We start from the raw sequence: 17,267 nt of genomic DNA, 5'->3' as shown, positions 1-17,267 counted from the left end.
CCACCCGCCCACCGCCACCACCGTGCCGCAACCGCCCCCGCTCCCGCCGTGCCCGGCCTCGGCTCAACTTTCAGCAGCGCCAGGTCTTGGGGGCTGTCGCGCTAGCCCGGTATGCCGTCGCGGCCTTCCGGCCGGCGGGACGGCTCCCGCTGGGGGGACTTCTCCCAGGGGTACGGCCAGCGCTTACGCGGATCCCGGGCCGTGATCGCCGGGGGCTCCCCGGCCTCGTCAGCGGACGCTCCCCAGGAATACCCCGCGCCACCCGAGCCGGAGGCCCTGCCGGCACCCGGCGCCCCGGCCGAACCGGAGCCCGCGGCACCCGCGGCCTGGCCCGCACCCGCGACGTGGCCCGAACCCGCGCCGCCCCGTGCTTCCGCCCCCTGGGGCCGTTCCCCGCCCGTGGACACGTCCGTCCAGTGCCGCAGGGCGCCCGCCTCCATGTCGATCTGATCGCTCAGCGCGGCCAGATCGTCGTCGGCGAACTTCCGGGCGCGGTCGCGCGCGGCCCAGCGCAGCGACTCCGCGGAGTGGGTGATGCGCTCCAGGCGCTCCCGCAGCTCGGGGAGTCTGGCGGCGATGGCGGCGCGGTCCGGCTCGCGCTCCAGCCGGCGGAGGTCGTCGTCCAGCTCACGGCCGTGCGCGCTGAGCCGTTCGAAGAGGCGGACCGCCTCGCCGAGCGACGGGTCGTCGGCGGAAGCGGTCCCCAGGACCTCCTGGGTGGCCCGCATGGACGTGCGCAGGGAGAGCCGGAGCTGCGCCAGCTCGCCGACCGCTCCGGGCTGGGTGAACTGCCGGGCCCGCAGCGTGGTGTCCTCGACCGTGCGCCGGGCCTGGGCGACCTTGCGGTCCACCCCGCGCTTGGCCGCCTGCGCCGCCTTGACCGTGAGGAACACCCCGGCGGCCACGAACAGCAGGAAGAGCAACCCGAAGATGGCGACGGCAACTTCCATGGCACTCCCCTGATGCGGTGTCGGCGGCGCCGCTTCTCCGCCGGCGCCCGTACCTCCACGGTAAACGCGCCGGACAGGTCGCGGGTTCCCTTCGAACCCCCAACCTGCCCGTAGGGGAAACCACCTATACGCCCGAGGGAGACCGGCCCGGCACGCGCCCCGCCGGGCCGCCCGAACCCGCGAATCCCCAGGTCAGAGCCCCGCCGCGAGTCGCGTCCACACCAGAAACCTGATCAACGCCGGGCCCCGCTCACGAGCGGGGTGCCCGAAACCAGCCCCAGGCCGGAGGCCGGACGGAAACCGAAGCCGGCCCCCGGCCGCGCCCCCGAGGCGCGAGACCCGAGGCCGGCCCGAAGCCGGCCCGAGGCCCCACCCGTCACCCAGGAACCACATTCACCAGCTTCGGCGCCCGGACGATGACCTTCCGGATGGCCGCGCCGCCCAGGGCCGCGACCACCGCCGGCTCGGCCAGCGCGGCCGCCTCCAGGTCCGCCTCCGAGATCGACGGCGCGACCTCCAGGCGGGCCTTGACCTTGCCCTTGACCTGGACGACGCAGGTCACCGTCTCGTCCACGACGTAGGCCGGGTCGGCGACCGGGAAGTCCGCGTGCACGACCGACTCGGTGTGGCCCAGCTTGCGCCACAGCTCCTCGGCGATGTGCGGGGCCAGCGGGGCGATCAGCAGCACCAGCCGCTCCGCGACGGTGCGCGGCACCGGGCCGCCCGCCTTGGTCAGGTGGTTGTTCAGCTCGGTGATCTTGGCGATGGCGGTGTTGAAGCGCAGGTTCGCCATGTCCTGGGTGACGCCGTCGATCGCCTTGTGCAGGGCCCGCAGGGTGGCCTCGTCCGGCTCGGTGTCGACCACGGTGGCCTCGCCGGTCGCCTCGTCCACCACGTTGCGCCACAGCCGCTGCAGCAGGCGGTACTGGCCCACCACGGCGCGGGTGTCCCACGGCCGGGAGACGTCCAGCGGGCCCATCGCCATCTCGTACAGGCGCAGGGTGTCCGCGCCGTACTCGGCGCAGATCTCGTCCGGCGTGACGGCGTTCTTCAGGGACTTGCCCATCTTGCCCAGCAGCCGGGAGACCTTGCCGCCCTCGTAGTAGAAGACGCCGCCGTCGTGCTCCTCGACCTCGGCAGCCGGGACGGCGATACCGCGGCTGTCCCGGTAGACGTACGCCTGGATCATGCCCTGGTTGTACAGCTTGTGGAACGGCTCGGCGGACGAGACGTGCCCCAGGTCGTGCAGCACCTTCGACCAGAAGCGGGCGTACAGCAGGTGCAGTACGGCGTGCTCGGCGCCGCCCACGTACAGGTCGACACCGCCGTGCGGCTGGCCCTCGCGCGGGCCCATCCAGTACTGCTCGACCTCCGGGTCGACCAGCGCCTGGTCGTTCTCCGGGTCCAGGTAGCGCAGCTCGTACCAGCACGAACCGGCCCAGTTGGGCATGGTGTTGGTCTCGCGCCGGAAGCGGCGGACCCCGCGCCCGTCGCCCAGGTCCAGCTCGACGTTGACCCAGTCCTCATTACGGGACAGCGGGGTCTCGGGCTGGGTGTCGGCGTCGTCCGGGTCGAAGGTGCGCGGCGAGTAGTCCTCGACCTCCGGCAGCTCCAGCGGCAGCATCGACTCGGGCAGCGGGTAGGCCACGCCGTCCTCGTCGTAGACGATCGGGAACGGCTCGCCCCAGTAGCGCTGGCGGCTGAACAGCCAGTCGCGCAGCCGGTAGTTGACGGTGCCCTCGCCGATACCGCGGGCGGTCAGCCACTCGGTGATCCGGGCCTTGGCCTCGGACACGCCCAGGCCGTCCAGGGAGATCTCCCCGCTCGCCGAGTTGATCAGCTTCGCGTCGTACGAGGCGAAGGCGTCGTCCCAGGTGGCGGGGTCGGTGCCGCGGCCGTCGGTGGGCTCGACGACGCACCGCACCGGCAGCTCGAAGGCGCGGGCGAAGGCGAAGTCGCGGGTGTCGTGGGCCGGGACGGCCATGATCGCGCCGGTGCCGTAGCCCATCAGGACGTAGTCGGCGATGAAGACCGGGACCCGCTCGCCGCTGACCGGGTTGGTGGCGAAGACGCCGGTGAAGACGCCGGTCTTCTCCTTGGCGTCGGCCTGCCGCTCGACGTCCGACTTGGCGGCGGCCTGCTTGCGGTACGCGGCGACGGCCGCGGCGGGCGTGGCGTGGCCGCCGGTCCACACCTCGTGGGTGCCCTCGGGCCAGGCGGCCGGGACGATCGAGGCGGTGCCCTCGCCGGCGATCAGCGGGTGCTCGGGGGCCAGCACCATGTAGGTGGCGCCGAACAGGGTGTCCTGGCGGGTGGTGAAGACGGTGATCTCCTGGCCGTCACCGACCGGGAAGTCGACCCGGGCGCCCTCGGAGCGGCCGATCCAGTTGCGCTGCTGCAGCTTGATGGCCTCCGGCCAGTCCAGCGCGTCCAGGTCGCGCAGCAGCCGGTCGGCGTAGGCGGTGATGCGCATGTTCCACTGGCGCAGCTTGGCCTTGAAGACCGGGTAGTTCCCGCGCTCGGAGCGGCCCTCGGCGGTGACCTCCTCGTTGGCCAGCACCGTGCCCAGGCCGGGGCACCAGTTGACCGGCGCGTCGGAGGCGTACGCCAGGCGGTACTCGCCCAGGATGTCGGCGCGCTCGGCGGCGGTCAGCTCCGCCCAGGGGCGGCCGTCCGGGGTGGGCCGGGTGCCGGCCTCGAACTGCGCGACCAGGGTGTCGATCGGCCGGGCCTTGTCGGCCTCCGGGTCGTACCAGGAGTTGAAGATCTGCAGGAAGATCCACTGGGTCCACTTGTAGTACGCGGGGTCGATGGTCTCGATCGAGCGGCGCTGGTCGTGGCCCAGGCCCAGGCGGCGCAGCTGGCGCCGCATGTTGACGATGTTGGCCTCGGTGGAGACCCGCGGGTGGGTGCCGGTCTGGACGGCGTACTGCTCGGCGGGCAGGCCGAAGGCGTCGAAGCCCAGGGTGTGCAGGACGTTGTGGCCCGTCATGCGGTGGTAGCGGGCGTAGACGTCGGTGGCGATGAAGCCCAGGGGGTGGCCGACATGCAGCCCCGCGCCGGAGGGGTACGGGAACATGTCCATGATGAACTTCTTGGGACGGGCCGCCGCCTCCGGGTCGCCGGCCAGCCGCCCGGTGGGGTTCGGGGCCTCGTAGGTGCCCGCCGCCTCCCAGAAGTCCTGCCAGCGTGCCTCGATGTCGGCGGCCAGCTCGGCCGTATAGCGGTGCGGCGCTGCCACCTCGGCAGCGGTGGTCGTCTCGCTCATCGTCCTCAAAGCTCCATCGATCGTCTCTGCCTGCGGCTGCTGCGGACACGGTTTCTGCGGATCTGCGGAAACAAAAATGCCCCTCGCTCAGGAGGGGACGCCGCGCCGATGCCGACCCGGGCGGCCACAGCGAAGGGCCCGGTCGGGACTGATCAGCGCGGCCCGCTAAGCAGAAGGCGTACGGCACACATGGCGTCAGGGTACCGCAGGGCGTACGGGGCCCGCGCCCGGGATTGCCCCGGCGCGGGCCCCGCCCCGATAGCGCCGCCCCGCCGCTACCGGGCCCGAGGGGTCGCGGACCAGTGGTACGGCGGAGCGGCGGCCGGTGTCAGCGGCGGTAGGAGCTGATGTAGCCGGCTCCCGGGCTGCCGACGCCGGTGACGTCGTCGTAGCCGACGGTGGCGTGCAGCGAGCTGTCCTTGCCCAGGCTGCGCAGCGAGGTGATGGTGCCCTTGCTCGCGTCGGTGCCGTTGGCGAAGTCCATCCGGACGACCGCCAGGTCGCGGCCGGCACCCAGCGGGTGGTCGGTCACGTCGTGGTACGCGGCGGTGCCGTAGCGCTGGTAGATCGCCGGGTTGGCGAAGCCGATGGCGATGCCGTGCCGGGCCTGCTGGGCCAGCGCCTGGACGCCGGCGATCACCGGCGCGGCCAGCGAGGTGCCGCCGATCCGGTACTCGTCGTAGCCGAGCTTGCCGTTCGGCAGGGTCTGGGTCTGGCCGACCAGGAAGCCGGTGTTGGGGTCGGCGACGGCCGCGATGTCCGGGACGGTGCGCTTCGCGGCGCCGCCGTTGGCCTTGGCCAGCACGTCCGGGACGATACCCCGCTGGTAGAAGGGCTGCGGCACGGTCTTGCTGGTGCCGCCGCCCGCGCCCCCGTTGAAGGCGCCGGGGAAGCCCGTCCAGTCGTTGCCGTCGGCGGACAGGACCGCCTTCTGGGTGCCCCAGCCGGTCTCCCACTGGTAGCTGTCGCCCTTGCCGACGGCCAGGGAGGTGCCGCCGACCGCGGTCACCCACGCGGAGTTCGCCGGGGTGTCGACCTGCTTGGTGCCGGTGTTGGCGACCTCGTCGCCGTTGTCACCGGAGGAGAAGTAGAAGCCGATGCCCTGGACCGCGCCCTGCTGGAAGATCTGGTCGTAGGCGGCCGCCGAGTCCGGGGTCTGGTTGGCCTCGATGTCGCCCCAGGAGTTGGAGACGATATCGGCCAGGTGCCCGTCGACGATCTTGCCGAGCGAGTCCAGCAGGTCGTCGTCCTGGCAGGAGGCCGCGCCGACGTAGACGATGTCGGAATCGGGGGCGACCGCGTGCAGCGCCTCGACGTCGAGGGTCTCCTCGCCGTACCAGCCGGCCGCGCCGCAGTCCTTGATGTGCGTGTAGTCGCTCGGCAGGACCTGCGACAGCTGGCCCTTGCGGTAGCGGGCGTCGCCGTTGCGGGCGGCGTAGGTCTGCGCGTCCTTGGCGATGGTCGGCGAGGCGTAGGCGTCGGTGATCGCGACGGTGACGCCCTTGCCGGTCCACTTCTTCGCCCCGTAGGCGGCGCGCAGCTGCTTGCCGGTGTAGCCCCGGACCGCGTACGGGGCCTTGCTCCCGTAGGCCGAGGGCAGCGACTGGTTCGTCCGCGAGCCGTAGTACGTGGAGAACGGCCCGGAGTTGCGGAAGACGGGCGACGGCGGCGGCAGTTCGGTGGAGTGGTGCCGGGCCATCCGGGGCGCGTTGTCCAGGCCGGTGACCGTCAGGACCGCGTCGGCCACCGTGGCGGGCGCGGAGGCGGTGGCGGACGGCGCGTGGTACGTGTGGCCGCTCTTGCGGTAGTTGTGCAGGTCGGTGGCGAAGGCCCGCTCGGCGGCCGCCGCGTCGCCGCTGACCGTCACATAGCGGCTGTTGGTGCCGGTGACCGCCAGGCCGGACTTCTTCAGCCAGGCGGTCACCCTGGCTATCTGGTCCTGCGTGGCGCCGTAGCGGGCGCGCACCTGGGCGGCGCTCAGGTACTTCCCGTACGCGGCGGAGTGCGGGTCGGAGACGGCCCTGGCGTAGTCGGCGAGGCCCTTGGCGTCCCGGCCGGCCAGGTAGACCCGGGCGGAGACCTGCGTGGCGGCCGCCGTGGCGCCCTGGTCGGCCCGGTCGGTGGCCCACTGCGGTTTGGTGCCCGCCAGGGCGTGCCGGCCGCCGTCGTGGCCCGCCGCGCCGGCGGTCGGGGCGCCGAGCGCGAGCGCTCCGGCGACCAGCGGCAGCGCCGCTGCCAGGGCCAGACCGGCGCGGGCGCGCGGTGATCCGGTGCGGATTGCTCTCATGTAACCCCCTGCTGTGGCGTTGCGGTGCGCTGCGTGGTGACGCCGCGCCGGTGCGCCGGTGCGCGACACCTGGTCAGCGGTGAATGCGTCGGATGTGACGCTCACGCGATTCGCCACTCTTTCGGTGAACCGTTCATGTCAGGGTTATGCGATCACCAAGAAGAGACCAAAGAGCGGTTCCAAGCGGGCGGAAACGGTCACCAGGGAACGGCCAACGGCCGGAATACGCCAGGTACTTGACGCGTCAGGCGCTTGACGCGACAGGGGGGCGGGGACGTGGCGCGGCAGGCAGGCGACCGGCGGGGAGATCGGTGCCGGCGGGGCCTGCCGTGCCGGCGGGCACTCGGCACCGGCGGACGCGTGCCGCGGTCGGAACGATTGCCGGAGCCGGACGGCCGACGTCATCGACCCACGCCCCACTGCCCCGGAACACAACACAGAGCGGGCCGCCCTTGACGGACGGCCCGCTCTGCCTTCTGTGGAGCTAAGGAGAATTGAACTCCTGACCTCCTGCATGCCATGCAGGCGCTCTACCAACTGAGCTATAGCCCCAGGTCTTGCCCCGCTGCGGTTTCCTTCCGGCTCCCCGCTGCGGCAACGCCTACATTACACGGACCCCCCGGCCTTCTGCCAAATCGGTTCCCCGGAGCCCTCCGGTGGGGCCCGGGGTACTGTCGGCAAGCCTGTCCGATTCGTCCTGGGGAGCCGTACGCCGTGACCGTGCCGGAGCTGGATCAGCCCACCGACCCCCGCGGCGCGCGCCGCGGCGCGGCCGCCGTCCGCCGCCATCCGGTGCTCGCCGCGGCGCTGGCCTGCCTGGCCTCCTTCACCGCCTTCTGGATCGCCCAGCGGCTGGCGCACGTCTCGATGGTCGACCTCATGGTCTACCGCGCCGAGGGCCAGACGGCCCGCGACGGCGCGGACCTCTACGACATGGTCGCCACCTCCGCCCGGCTGCCCAACACCTACCCGCCGTTCGCCGCGCTGCTGTTCATCCCGCTCACCTTCTTCGGCGTCCCGGTGATGCGCACGCTGGCCACCGCCGGGAACCTCGTCCTCCTCCTCGCCGTCGTCCACCTCTCCCTCCGCCTGGTGGGCCGGCCCCGGCGGCTGCCCCCGCTCGCCGCGACGCTCGCCCTCTCCGCGCTGCTGGTGTGGTGCGAGCCGGTCTGGACGACGCTCCGCTACGGGCAGATCAACCTGCTGCTCGCCGTCCTGGTGCTGTGGGACCTGACCCGCCGGAACGGCAACCGCTGGGCGGGCATCGGCATCGGCATCGCGGCCGGGATAAAGCTGACCCCGGCGCTGTTCGCGGTCTTCCTCGCGCTGGCCGGCGCGGTCACCGCCGCCCGCCGGCTCCGCGCCGGCGCCGGATGGCGCGCCGCCTGGAACCCGTGGCTGCGGCAGGCCGCCGTGGCCACCGGCACCTTCGGTGCCACCGCCCTCCTCTCCGCGGTCGTCCTCCCGCGTGACGCGCACCGCTTCTGGACCGAGATCGTCTTCGCCGCCGACCGGGTCGGCGAGGTGGAGATCACCGCGAACCAGTCGCTGCGCGGCGTCCTGGCCCGGCTGCTGCACACCCACGACCCCGGCGCCGCCTGGCTCGTCCTGGCCACCCTGGCGGCCGCCGCCGGACTGGCGCTGGCCGCCGCGGCGCTGCTCCGCGGCGAACGGGCCTGGGCGACCCTGACCTGCGCGGCCACCGCCCTGCTGATCAGCCCGATCTCGTGGTCGCACCACTGGGTCTGGGGCGTCCCGATGCTGATCCTGCTGGGCTCCGAGGCGATGCGGCACACGGGCCCCGCCGCCCGGCGCCGGTGGGCGGTGACCGGCGTGATGGGGCTGCTCTTCTGCTCGTTCGCCCTGTGGTGGGTGCCGCACCGCTGGCACCAGCACGAGGAACTCCACCAGAACGCCGGGCAGATGCTGCTCTCAGCGGTCTACCCGCTGGCCGGGACAGCCCTGCTGGTGATGACCGCGCTCCGCCTCCGGGAGCGTCCGACCGCCGCCACCACCAGCACGCAGGCACCAGAAGCGCCCAGAGCAGTTGAAGCGCCGGAAGTGGCGGCGGAACCCACGCCCGATTCACGACCCGCGCACTGATCACACCCCGCCCCCTGATCAGGCCGGCGCCCCATCCCCCGCCGCCTGCCATGCCGTTGCTCGCCATGCCTTCCCCCGTTCCGCGCGGCCGGCCGCGTCCAGCCGTGCCGTCCCCGTTGTCTGTGTGGCGTCCCGCCGGCGGGCGATCCCGCGGCGGTGACACAGCGTGAACGCCCGGCCGCGCGACGGCAGTTCCGGCTCACCGGAAATGAACGAAGATGAGCGGTAACGCTCGACGGATGCCCGCAACTGGCAGGCGAGGGACGGAAAGTGACCGCCCGGCAGGCGGCCGGGGCGGAAACGGCAGCACGCCCGGACCGCCGCCCGAAGAACGAAGGGCGAAGAATGAAGAGCGACGAGCCACGCCCCCCGGCCCCGGCCCCCGCCTCAACTCACGCCGTGGCGAAGGAGTAGAACCGTTTCAGCGTGCAGTGCTCGTCCAGCAGACGGCCGTAGATCGGCTCCCCGTCGAGTTCGCGGTAGGTCTCGATGGGATCGCCTTTTATGACCAGGGCGCGCGCGCATTCCTCGCACCAGTACTGGTAGTCGGCGTTGACCGGTTCCATATCGCGGACGATCGGCGTACCGCTGCCGCACCAGTCGCACTTCCTGCTGTGGGCGCCCATCCATCAGCTCCAACTGTGGCCGCAGGCCGTACAGACGTAGGAAACGCCGCCGTTGTCGCCCAGGACCTGCGCGACATGGGAGGAGCCGCAGGAGGGGCACTGGAGAGCCGCTCCCCCGGCGGTGCGCGCGGTGGCCGGGCCGGGCAGGTCGTCGACCTCCCCAAGGATGCTCGTGGGCATCGCGATCTCTCCTCCCCTGGCGGCGCCGTCCGATTCTGCCACGGACGGCGCACCAGGTCAGGTCCGCCCGCGGAGCATCCGGGCGGCCTTGCGGGCGCCACGGGCAGTGAGGTACGTCACGGCGGCGGATCCGGGCCCGCCGCACCGGGGAGCGCCCGCCCGCAACGCGAAGATCCCGCCTCCTGCTGGAGACGGGATCTTCCGGTTTGTGGAGCTAAGGAGAATTGAACTCCTGACCTCCTGCATGCCATGCAGGCGCTCTACCAACTGAGCTATAGCCCCGGGTCTTGTTCCGCTCCTCCGGGTTTCCCCGGCGGCGCCGCGAACAAGAAGAACTTTAGCCTGCGACCTGCCCAGATGTGAAATCCGGGTCCGGCCGGCCCTCTCGGGGGGCTCAGTCGTCGTCGCCGAGGACCGGCTCGGGCAGGGTGCCGGCGTTGTGCTCCAGCAGCCGCCAGCCGCGGGCGCCCTCGCCCAGCACCGACCAGCAGCAGTTCGACAGCCCGCCCAGGCCCTCCCAGTGGCGGGCCTCCAGGCCGAGCAGGCGCCCGATGGTGGTGCGGATGGTGCCGCCGTGGCTGACCACGACCAGGGTGCCCTCGTCGGGCAGCTTGTCGGCGTGGCGGAGCACCACCGGGGCGGCGCGGTCGGCGACCTCGGTCTCCAGTTCGCCCCCGCCGCGGCGCACCGGCTCACCGCGCTTCCAGGCGGCGTACTGCTCGCCGTACCGGGCGAGGATCTCGTCGTGCGTCAGGCCCTGCCAGGCGCCCGCGTAGGTCTCCCGCAGCGCGGCGTCGTAGGTGACGTCCAGGCGCGTCAGGGCGGCCAGCTCGCCGGCCGTGGCCACCGCCCGGCTCAGGTCCGAGGCGATGATGGCGTCCGGCCGCAGGGCGGCCAGCAGCCGGGCGGCGCGGCGGGCCTGGGCCCGGCCGGTCTCGGTCAGCTCGATGTCGGTCGAGCCCTGGAAGCGGCGCTCCAGATTCCAGGCCGTCTGGCCGTGGCGCCACAGGACGAGGCGGCGGCCCCGGCCGCCCTTGGTGCCGTTCAGCGCAGGTCTCCGTCCTCTTCGCCCGCGGCGGCGTGCGCGGCGGCCTTGCCGCGGGTGGCCTTGGCCTCCTCCGGGAGGTCGATCTCCGGGCAGTCCTTCCACAGGCGCTCCAGCGCGTAGAACACCCGCTCCTCGCTGTGCTGGACGTGGACGACGATGTCGACGTAGTCGAGCAGCACCCAGCGGGCCTCGCGGTCGCCCTCGCGGCGGACCGGCTTGGCGCCGAGGTCCTTGTTGAGTCGTTCCTCGATCTCGTCGACGATCGCCTTGACCTGGCGGTCGCTGGGCGCGGAGGCCAGCAGGAAGGCGTCGGTGATCGAGAGGACGTCGCTGACGTCGTACGCGATGATGTCGTGCGCGAGCTTGTCGGCCGCGGCCTGGGCGGCGGCGTTGATGAGCTCGAGGGAGCGGTCCGTGGCGGTCACAAGCGGCTTTCCGGGTCGGGGGGTGCCGCTCCGGAGGGCACGGGAGGCGCGGCGGAGCCGGTGGCGCACCGCGGTCCCGGGCTGCCGGATCGGCGGTCAGGTACCCCTCAAGGGTCTCACGGACCGCCGACAGTCCCGGCGGGGTTTTCCCGCCCGCCGGGACGCGGTGACATCGGCCCTGGTCAGCGCGGTGGCCGACCCGGTGCTCAGCCCTTGTAGTCCTGGCCGAGGATCACCGCGATATCGGCGTTGGCCTCGACCTTGCCCTGGCGGACGGCGCCGGCCGGCAGGCCGAGGGTCTTGGCGACCTCGGCGGCCTTGGCCTGCTGGGAGGCGTCCGCGTAGACGACCTGGGAGGCCGCCGCGGTGCCGGCGCTGCCGTCGTCGACGAAGGTGTAGCCGCCGTTGAGGAGCGCGACCTGGGCCTTGCCGGTGGCGGCCTTGGTGCCGGTGGCGTTGCGGACCGCGACCCGGGGCGTGGCACCGGGCGAGGTCTTCTTGACCGTGCCGCCCAGGATGTCCTTGACGACGCCGGCGGCGGTGCCCTGGCCCAGTGTCCCGTCGGCCTGTACGGGCAGCACCTCGGTGGTGTACTTGCCGGTCTTGGCCAGTTCCGCCCGCTGCGCCAGCGAGCTGCCCAGCTGGCCCTCGGTGAGCGGCGGGTCGAGGATCTGGAGCAGCGACTTCACGGTGGCGGTGGCGCCGTCCGCGTCGCTGGAGACCTTCTTCAGGGTGGCCTGCATGACCTGGCCGAACCGGGTCAGCTGCTTGGTCTGGTTCTCCCCCGGGCCCTGGTAGGTGGCGTACGCGACGGCCGCCTGCCCGTTGAGGAGCTGGCCGCTGCCCTGTTTGACCAGCGGGTCGTCGCCCTTCTTGGCGCCGGGGACGGCGGTGTCGGTGTCGACGGTGATGCCGCCGACCGTCTCGACGAGGTTCTCCAGGTAGGGCGTGTCCAGCCGCCAGCTGGCCTTGAGGTCGGCGCCCAGGAGGGTGTTGAGGGCCTCCCGGGTCGCGTCGGTGCCGTCGTCCTTGACGGACTTGCCCAGGGTCGTGGTGGTGCCGTCCTCCTTGGGGACGACGAGGCTGTTGGGCAGCAGCAGGGTGGTGCCCTTGCGGGTGGTCTCGTTGTCCACCAGGAGGGCGGTGGAGCTGGTGCCGGTCTTGGTGTCGCGGAGGTTCACCACCAGGACGTCGCGCTTCTGGCCGCCGGCCTCGGCCGCGGCGCCGCCGGTCCCGCCGGACAGTCCGGGCAGCTCGCCCGCCCACCACAGATAGCCGACGCCGCCGGCCACCAGGAGGGCCAGCACGACGCAGAGCGCGATGAGCCGGCTGCGGCCGCGCCGCTTGGCCTCCTCGCGCCGCTCGGTGCGGCTCTCGGTGAACTTCAGCCAGTCGATGACGTCCTCGGACTCCTCGTCCGGGTCCTCGACGAAGGCGAACTGCTCGGTGCGGTAGTCCTCGTCGGCCGCGCCCCCCTTGGCGCCGGGGGTGCCCTGCGGCCCGGTGGGCGCGGCGGGGGCGGGCGGCTCCTCGGGGGCGGTGGCCGGCGCGCGGTCCTGGTGCGGCTGCGGCTGCTCGTGTTGGGGCTCGTGGTGGGGGTCCCCGTAAGGGAGCTGTTCGTACGGCGGCTGCTGGGCCTGGTGCGGAATCCAGCCGTCCTGGTGGGGCGGCTGCTGCTGCGGCTGGGCGTACGGGTCGTACTGCTGGGGGTAGCCGGGCTGCTGCGGGGCCTCGGGGCGGCCGTAGGCGTCGTAGCCGTACTGCTGCTCGCCCGGGTACGGCTGCCCGTCCGGCGGCGCCTGGTGGCCGGGCGCCCCGTAGGGGTCGTACGGGTCGTAGGGGGGCGCGGCGGCGGGGGCGGCGGTCTGCCCGTAGGGGTCGTGGGGCTCCTGCCCGTAGGACTGCTGGGCCCCGTAGGACTGCTGCTGCCCGTACGACTGCTGCGCCCCGTAGGGCTGCGGCGCCTCCTGGTACACCGGCCGGCCGTACGCGTCGTAGGCGTGGCCCGGCTGCCCCTGCTCCCCGGGCTGTCCCGGCTGCCCCTGGTGCCCGTGCCGCTGGGCATAGGGGTCCTGGGCGTATGGGTCCTGCGGCCCGTACGGATCCTGTCGGTCGCTCACCGGTGCCCCTTTCCGTCTGCCCCGTCAGCGGTCGTCGCGGTACAGCTGCTTTTTGTCGATGTAGCGCACCACACCGTCCGGTACGAGGTACCAGACCGGATCCCCCTGGGCGACGCGCGCCCGGCAGTCGGTCGAGGAGATGGCCAGCGCGGGCACCTCTACCAGGGACACCGCGCCCTCGGGGAGCCCGGGGTCCGCGAGGACGTGCCCGGGCCGGGTCACCCCGATGAAGTGGGCCAGCGAAACCAGCTCCGCCGCGTCGTGCCAGGTCAGGATCTGGCTGAGGGCGTCGGCGCCGGTGATGAAGAACAGGTCCGCGTCGCGGTGCAGGGTCCGCAGGTCACGCAGCGTGTCTATGGTGTACGTCTTGCCGCCGCGGTCGATGTCGATGCGGCTGACGGAGAACTGCGGATTCGACGCGGTCGCGATGACCGTCATCAGATAGCGGTCCTCGGCCGGGGACACCTTCTTGTGGCTCTTCTGCCACGGGTGTCCCGTGGGCACAAAGATGACCTCGTCGAGGTGGAACTGGCTGGCCACCTCGCTGGCGGCGACCAGGTGTCCGTGATGGATCGGGTCGAAAGTGCCGCCCATCACGCCGAGCCGCCGCTTCACGGGCCCTGTGTGCTCTCCCATGCGTGCAGACCCTACTTGGCGGGGCGCGGTGCCGGGGGCCGGGGCCGGAAAGGCTTAGCGGTCGCGGTTGAAACGGGTGGTGATCCAGAGCAGGAGCAGCAGGATGACCAGGGCGCTGCCGCCGGTGACGGCGGGGTTCAGGCTCTCGTGGTTGCCGCCTCCGTGCCCGGCTTCGGCGAGGGAGACCAGGGACTGTGCGGCGGAATTCAGGCTCATCGTTGGCAGACCAATCCGGGCGGGTATTCGGACAGAGGCTTCCGCCACATCGTAAGCGCCACGTCACCGGGGGCTCACGCCGACTCCGCCCGAAGGCGTCCGGCCGGGGTCGCGCGGCTGCGCGGCGGGCTTCCGGACGGCCCGTTACGGACCGTTTCGCCCCTTCCGGCCCGTTCCGGGGCCCGGGGATCAGTCCTGGTTGCCGTAGCCGCGCAGCAGGAACCACGCGAGCAGCGCGGCGCCCACCACGCCCACGATGATCACGGTGCGCAGGATCCAGCCGGGGCCGCCGTCCCGGGAGGTCTCCTGGGCGGCGGCGAGCAGCAGGCTCGGGTGCGGCATGGCGATGGCTCCCTTTGCGTACGGGCCCCGTCGGGCTTTGGTGCACTCGCCAGCGTACGCCCGGGCATCCATTCGACTGTCAGTGGCGTCCTCTAGTCTGAATCCACGCAGTCGAACAGGGGGAGGCCCCAATGACGGAGAGCCCAGACGGCGGCGCGAGCGTACCGAGCCGGAACCGCAAGCGGTTCCCCGGTATCTCGTCGCGCTCCTACGAGCACCCGGCGGACCGCTCGGCGCTGGTCGCCCTGCGCAAGCTCAGCGGCTTCGACACCGTCTTCAAGACGCTCAGCGGCCTGCTGCCGGAGCGCAGCCTGCGGCTGCTCTTCCTGTCGGACTCGGTGCGCGTCGGCGACCAGCAGTTCGCCCATCTGCACGCCATGCTGCGCGACGCCTGCTACATCCTGGACCTCGAGAAGGTCCCGCCGATGTACGTCAATCAGGACCCGCAGCCCAACGCCATGTGCATCGGCCTGGACGAGCCGATCATCGTGGTCTCGACCGGCCTGATCGAGCTGCTGGACGAGGAGGAGATGCGGGCCGTCATCGGCCACGAGGTCGGCCACGCCCTGTCCGGGCACGCCGTGTACCGCACGATCCTGCTGTTCCTGACCAACCTCGCGACCAAGGTCGCCTGGATCCCGCTGGGCAATGTCGCGGTGATGGCGATCGTGGCGGGGCTGCGCGAGTGGTTCCGCAAGTCGGAGCTGTCCGCGGACCGCGCGGGCCTGCTGGTCGGGCAGGACCTCCAGGCGTCGATGCGCGGCCTGATGAAGCTGGCCGGCGGCAACCACCTCCACGAGATGAATGTGGACGCCTTCCTCAAGCAGGCCGAGGAGTACGAGGCCGGCGGCGATCTGCGGGACTCCGTGCTGAAGATCCTCAACCTCCTCCCCCGCAGCCACCCGTTCACCACCGTCCGCGCCGCCGAGCTGAAGAAGTGGGCCGCCAGCCGCGACTACCAGCGCATCATGGACGGCCACTACCCGCGCCGCGACGAGGACAAGGACGCCTCGGTCTCCGACTCCTTCCGGGACTCCGCGGCGCACTACGCCGAGTCGGTGCGCACCAGCAAGGACCCGCTGATGGGCCTGGTGCGCGATCTGGCGGGCGGCGCCGGGGACTTGGGTGGCAAGCTGCGCGACACCGTCTTCGGCACGCGGGCGAACGGCGCCAACGGCACCGGCCGCCCTAGTGGAGCGGATGGTCCGGAGTCGGCTGGCTAGCGGCCGAAAGCTCGCCGCACAGCGAGGCGTTGGCCCGGCCCCGGGCGTAGGGGTCGGTGCCGGCGGGCCGGCCGGAGCCGGCGTGCTGCCCGGCGAGCAGCGGGTGCAGCACCCCGGCCGGCTGCGCGGAGCAGGCCAGCGGCCCGGCCTGGAGGCTGCTCTGGACGACCGACAGCCGGTGGTCGGCGAGGTCGTCCCGGCCGATCCGGAAGTGCAGTTGGCGCCGGACGGTGACGAGCGAGGCGGCGCCCGGCGTCGGGGTGCCGGTATCCGGGCCCGCGGCGTCCGGCCGCGCTCCGGGGGCGAGCTGGACGGCGTAGACGAAGGTGTAGTCGGCGGCGACGTCGAGGGTGTCGGCGCTCAACTCCGTCGCCCTCATCGTGCCGTTGACGCGGACCTCGCGGTCCGCGAGGCGGACCTGGTGGGGGTCGAAGCGGACGAGCCAGCCGGTGGCGGCGTCCCGGCCGTTGTCGTCCGGGTGCGCCATGCTGCGGTCGAACTGGTCGAGCTGGCCGGTGTCCAGCAGCAGTCTGACGGGCCGTACGGCGCCGCCGGTCAGGGTCGCCGGGTCCACCGACGAGCGGACGAGGTAGTCCTTGGCGATGGTCAGCGCGTCGACGAGCTGACCATCGGAGAAGTGCGCGGTGCGCCGGAGGTCGGGGAGGTTGATGCCGGCCTCGCCGATGCGGTAGGCGGCCGCCGGGCTGTGGGCGAAGAGGTCGGCGGGGGTCGCGCCGGGGACGGTGCCGGGCGGCGCCAGCGGCACCACCGAGGAGCGCAGCAGCTCCGCCCGGACGGCCTCGGGGGTCTTGTAAGGGTGCCGGACGCCCATGTAGACGGCGGTGCCGAAGGCCAGCACGATCAGCAGCACGAGCAGGACGGCCTGCCGGGAGCCGCCGGGCCGGAGCCAGGTGTGGCGGGTCCGGACGGCCGGGGCGTGGTGCTCGCCCAGCCGCTCGTCGGCGGAGAACTCCTGAAGCCGCGCAGCGCGGACGAACCGCTCGTCGAAGACGACGGATCGGTATTCGTCGTCACCGCCTCCCGGGGCGCCGTCGGGCGTCCCTTCGGGAGGGTCACCAGGCCCGGTCATACAACAAGGGTAGGTCTGACGGGGCCGCCGTAAACGCCGGGAAGCGGCACGACTTCGCGTCAGTGCGGGGCCGGGCCGGCCGAGAACGAGGGGCGCGGCGGCGCGGACGCGGACGGCGGCAGGCCGGGGCGGGGGCTGCGGAGGGTGCCTGGGCCGCCCTCGGGAGGGGCGCCGGAGGGCGGGGTGTCGACGCCGGAGGAGCTGGCCGGCGGGGCGGGGCTCTGGCCGCGGCCGGCGGCGCCTCTGTAGACGGCGCTGAAGGCCAGGGCGACCAGGCCGACGCCCATCACCACGGCCAGCACCCAGGCCATCGGGCGGTGCCAGCGGGCGGTGCCGCGGTAGGGGCGCAGGGAGCCGCCGTACGGTCCGTAGGGGTCGTCCTCGGGGTCGTCGTCGCCGGCGGCGCGGGGGCGGGCGCCGGGGTCGCGGCCGTAGTCGTCGTCGGTGCCGAAGCCGGCTCCGGGGCGGGCGGCGGCCTCGGCCTCGGCGCGCGCCTCGGCGGCCGCCAGCATCCGCTCGACCGCCGAGGGCTCGTGGATCGTCGCGGCCCGTACGAAGTCCTCGTCGAAGACCACGGATGCGAACTCCCCGTCCGCCTGTCCGTGGCTCCCGTGGTGGTGCTCGTCGGGCTCTTCGCCGTCCGGGAACGGCGTGCCCCCCGCGTCGTCCGGCACCCGTCCAGGGTAGCCCCGACCGGACGTCTTGGGCAGGGAGAGAAGCGGCCGGAAGCGGCCGGACCGCCGGCGGAACGGG

Annotated in this window: 15 protein-coding genes and 2 tRNA genes; 2 read left to right on the top strand and 15 right to left on the bottom strand. The window is 72.9% G+C overall.

All coding sequences use genetic code 11. From position 1 onward, the window contains the following. Positions 1-101 precede the first annotated feature (101 nt). The 4 genes from ADL22_RS07415 to ADL22_RS07400 all read right to left on the bottom strand — a co-directional run bounded on the left by ADL22_RS07415 (position 102) and on the right by ADL22_RS07400 (position 7,057). Positions 102-950, bottom strand: coding sequence for a hypothetical protein (locus ADL22_RS07415; protein WP_066974941.1), 849 nt, complete (start codon positions 948-950; stop codon positions 102-104). Between the two features lie 376 nt (positions 951-1,326). Continuing rightward, positions 1,327-4,218 (bottom strand): leucine--tRNA ligase, encoded by a 2,892-nt coding sequence (gene leuS / locus ADL22_RS07410; RefSeq protein WP_066974939.1) that lies wholly within the window; start codon positions 4,216-4,218, stop codon positions 1,327-1,329. 328 nt (positions 4,219-4,546) lie between these two features. Next, positions 4,547-6,505 carry a S53 family peptidase gene (locus ADL22_RS07405; RefSeq protein WP_066974937.1) on the bottom strand — a complete coding sequence of 653 codons (1,959 nt, stop codon included), beginning with the start codon at positions 6,503-6,505 and terminating at the stop codon, positions 4,547-4,549. Between the two features lie 479 nt (positions 6,506-6,984). After that, positions 6,985-7,057, bottom strand: a tRNA-Ala gene (locus ADL22_RS07400). Between the two features lie 162 nt (positions 7,058-7,219). On the opposite strand from ADL22_RS07400, the gene ADL22_RS07395 reads away from it, so the two are divergent. Beyond that, positions 7,220-8,608, top strand: coding sequence for a glycosyltransferase 87 family protein (locus tag ADL22_RS07395; RefSeq protein WP_107116238.1), 1,389 nt, complete (start codon positions 7,220-7,222; stop codon positions 8,606-8,608). 392 nt (positions 8,609-9,000) lie between these two features. Here the strand turns inward: ADL22_RS07395 and ADL22_RS07390 are convergent, their stop codons facing one another. The 9 genes from ADL22_RS07390 to ADL22_RS35665 form a co-directional block, all read right to left on the bottom strand. Then, a complete protein-coding gene (locus ADL22_RS07390; RefSeq protein WP_004571982.1) occupies positions 9,001-9,234 on the bottom strand; it encodes a hypothetical protein in 234 nt (77 codons plus the stop codon). 3 nt (positions 9,235-9,237) lie between these two features. Continuing rightward, entirely contained in the window at positions 9,238-9,414 is a 177-nt protein-coding gene (locus tag ADL22_RS35675) for a hypothetical protein (RefSeq protein WP_199836238.1), read from the bottom strand. Positions 9,415-9,623: 209 nt separating this feature from the next. Then, positions 9,624-9,696, bottom strand: a tRNA-Ala gene (locus ADL22_RS07385). Between the two features lie 112 nt (positions 9,697-9,808). Beyond that, positions 9,809-10,462 carry a histidine phosphatase family protein gene (locus ADL22_RS07380; RefSeq protein WP_066974953.1) on the bottom strand — a complete coding sequence of 218 codons (654 nt, stop codon included), beginning with the start codon at positions 10,460-10,462 and terminating at the stop codon, positions 9,809-9,811. Then, complete coding sequence (gene rsfS / locus ADL22_RS07375; RefSeq protein WP_066974935.1) at positions 10,459-10,887, bottom strand: ribosome silencing factor; 429 nt, start codon at positions 10,885-10,887, stop codon at positions 10,459-10,461. Before rsfS ends, ADL22_RS07380 begins: the two co-directional genes overlap by 4 nt. A 206-nt stretch (positions 10,888-11,093) precedes the next feature. Continuing rightward, positions 11,094-13,007: an LCP family protein gene (locus ADL22_RS07370; RefSeq protein WP_066974933.1), complete on the bottom strand. Its 1,914-nt coding sequence runs from the start codon at positions 13,005-13,007 to the stop codon at positions 11,094-11,096. Between the two features lie 24 nt (positions 13,008-13,031). Further along, positions 13,032-13,643, bottom strand: a complete 612-nt coding sequence (gene nadD, locus ADL22_RS07365) for a nicotinate-nucleotide adenylyltransferase (protein ID WP_066974931.1) — start codon at positions 13,641-13,643, stop codon at positions 13,032-13,034. A gap of 54 nt (positions 13,644-13,697) precedes the next feature. Then, positions 13,698-13,859 carry a hypothetical protein gene (locus ADL22_RS35670; protein ID WP_199836237.1) on the bottom strand — a complete coding sequence of 54 codons (162 nt, stop codon included), beginning with the start codon at positions 13,857-13,859 and terminating at the stop codon, positions 13,698-13,700. A 189-nt stretch (positions 13,860-14,048) separates the two neighbouring features. Further along, on the bottom strand, positions 14,049-14,201 hold the full coding sequence (locus ADL22_RS35665; protein ID WP_199836236.1) for a hypothetical protein: 153 nt from the start codon (positions 14,199-14,201) through the stop codon (positions 14,049-14,051). A gap of 131 nt (positions 14,202-14,332) precedes the next feature. On the opposite strand from ADL22_RS35665, the gene ADL22_RS07360 reads away from it, so the two are divergent. Further along, positions 14,333-15,424 (top strand): M48 family metallopeptidase, encoded by a 1,092-nt coding sequence (locus ADL22_RS07360; RefSeq protein WP_066974929.1) that lies wholly within the window; start codon positions 14,333-14,335, stop codon positions 15,422-15,424. Here the strand turns inward: ADL22_RS07360 and ADL22_RS07355 are convergent. Both ADL22_RS07355 and ADL22_RS07350 read right to left on the bottom strand, forming a co-directional pair. Continuing rightward, positions 15,390-16,514 carry a hypothetical protein gene (locus ADL22_RS07355; RefSeq protein WP_066974927.1) on the bottom strand — a complete coding sequence of 375 codons (1,125 nt, stop codon included), beginning with the start codon at positions 16,512-16,514 and terminating at the stop codon, positions 15,390-15,392. The two genes, ADL22_RS07360 and ADL22_RS07355, sit on opposite strands and share 35 nt — an antisense overlap. Positions 16,515-16,573: 59 nt before the next feature. Then, positions 16,574-17,188 carry a hypothetical protein gene (locus ADL22_RS07350; protein WP_066974925.1) on the bottom strand — a complete coding sequence of 205 codons (615 nt, stop codon included), beginning with the start codon at positions 17,186-17,188 and terminating at the stop codon, positions 16,574-16,576. Positions 17,189-17,267 lie beyond the last annotated feature (79 nt).

It is taken from the genome of Streptomyces sp. NRRL F-4489 (genome assembly GCF_001509485.1).
GTDB lineage: Bacteria > Actinomycetota > Actinomycetes > Streptomycetales > Streptomycetaceae > Streptomyces.
Note: the sequence above shows the minus strand (reverse complement) of the source record. Positions and strands in the feature narration are given on the sequence as shown.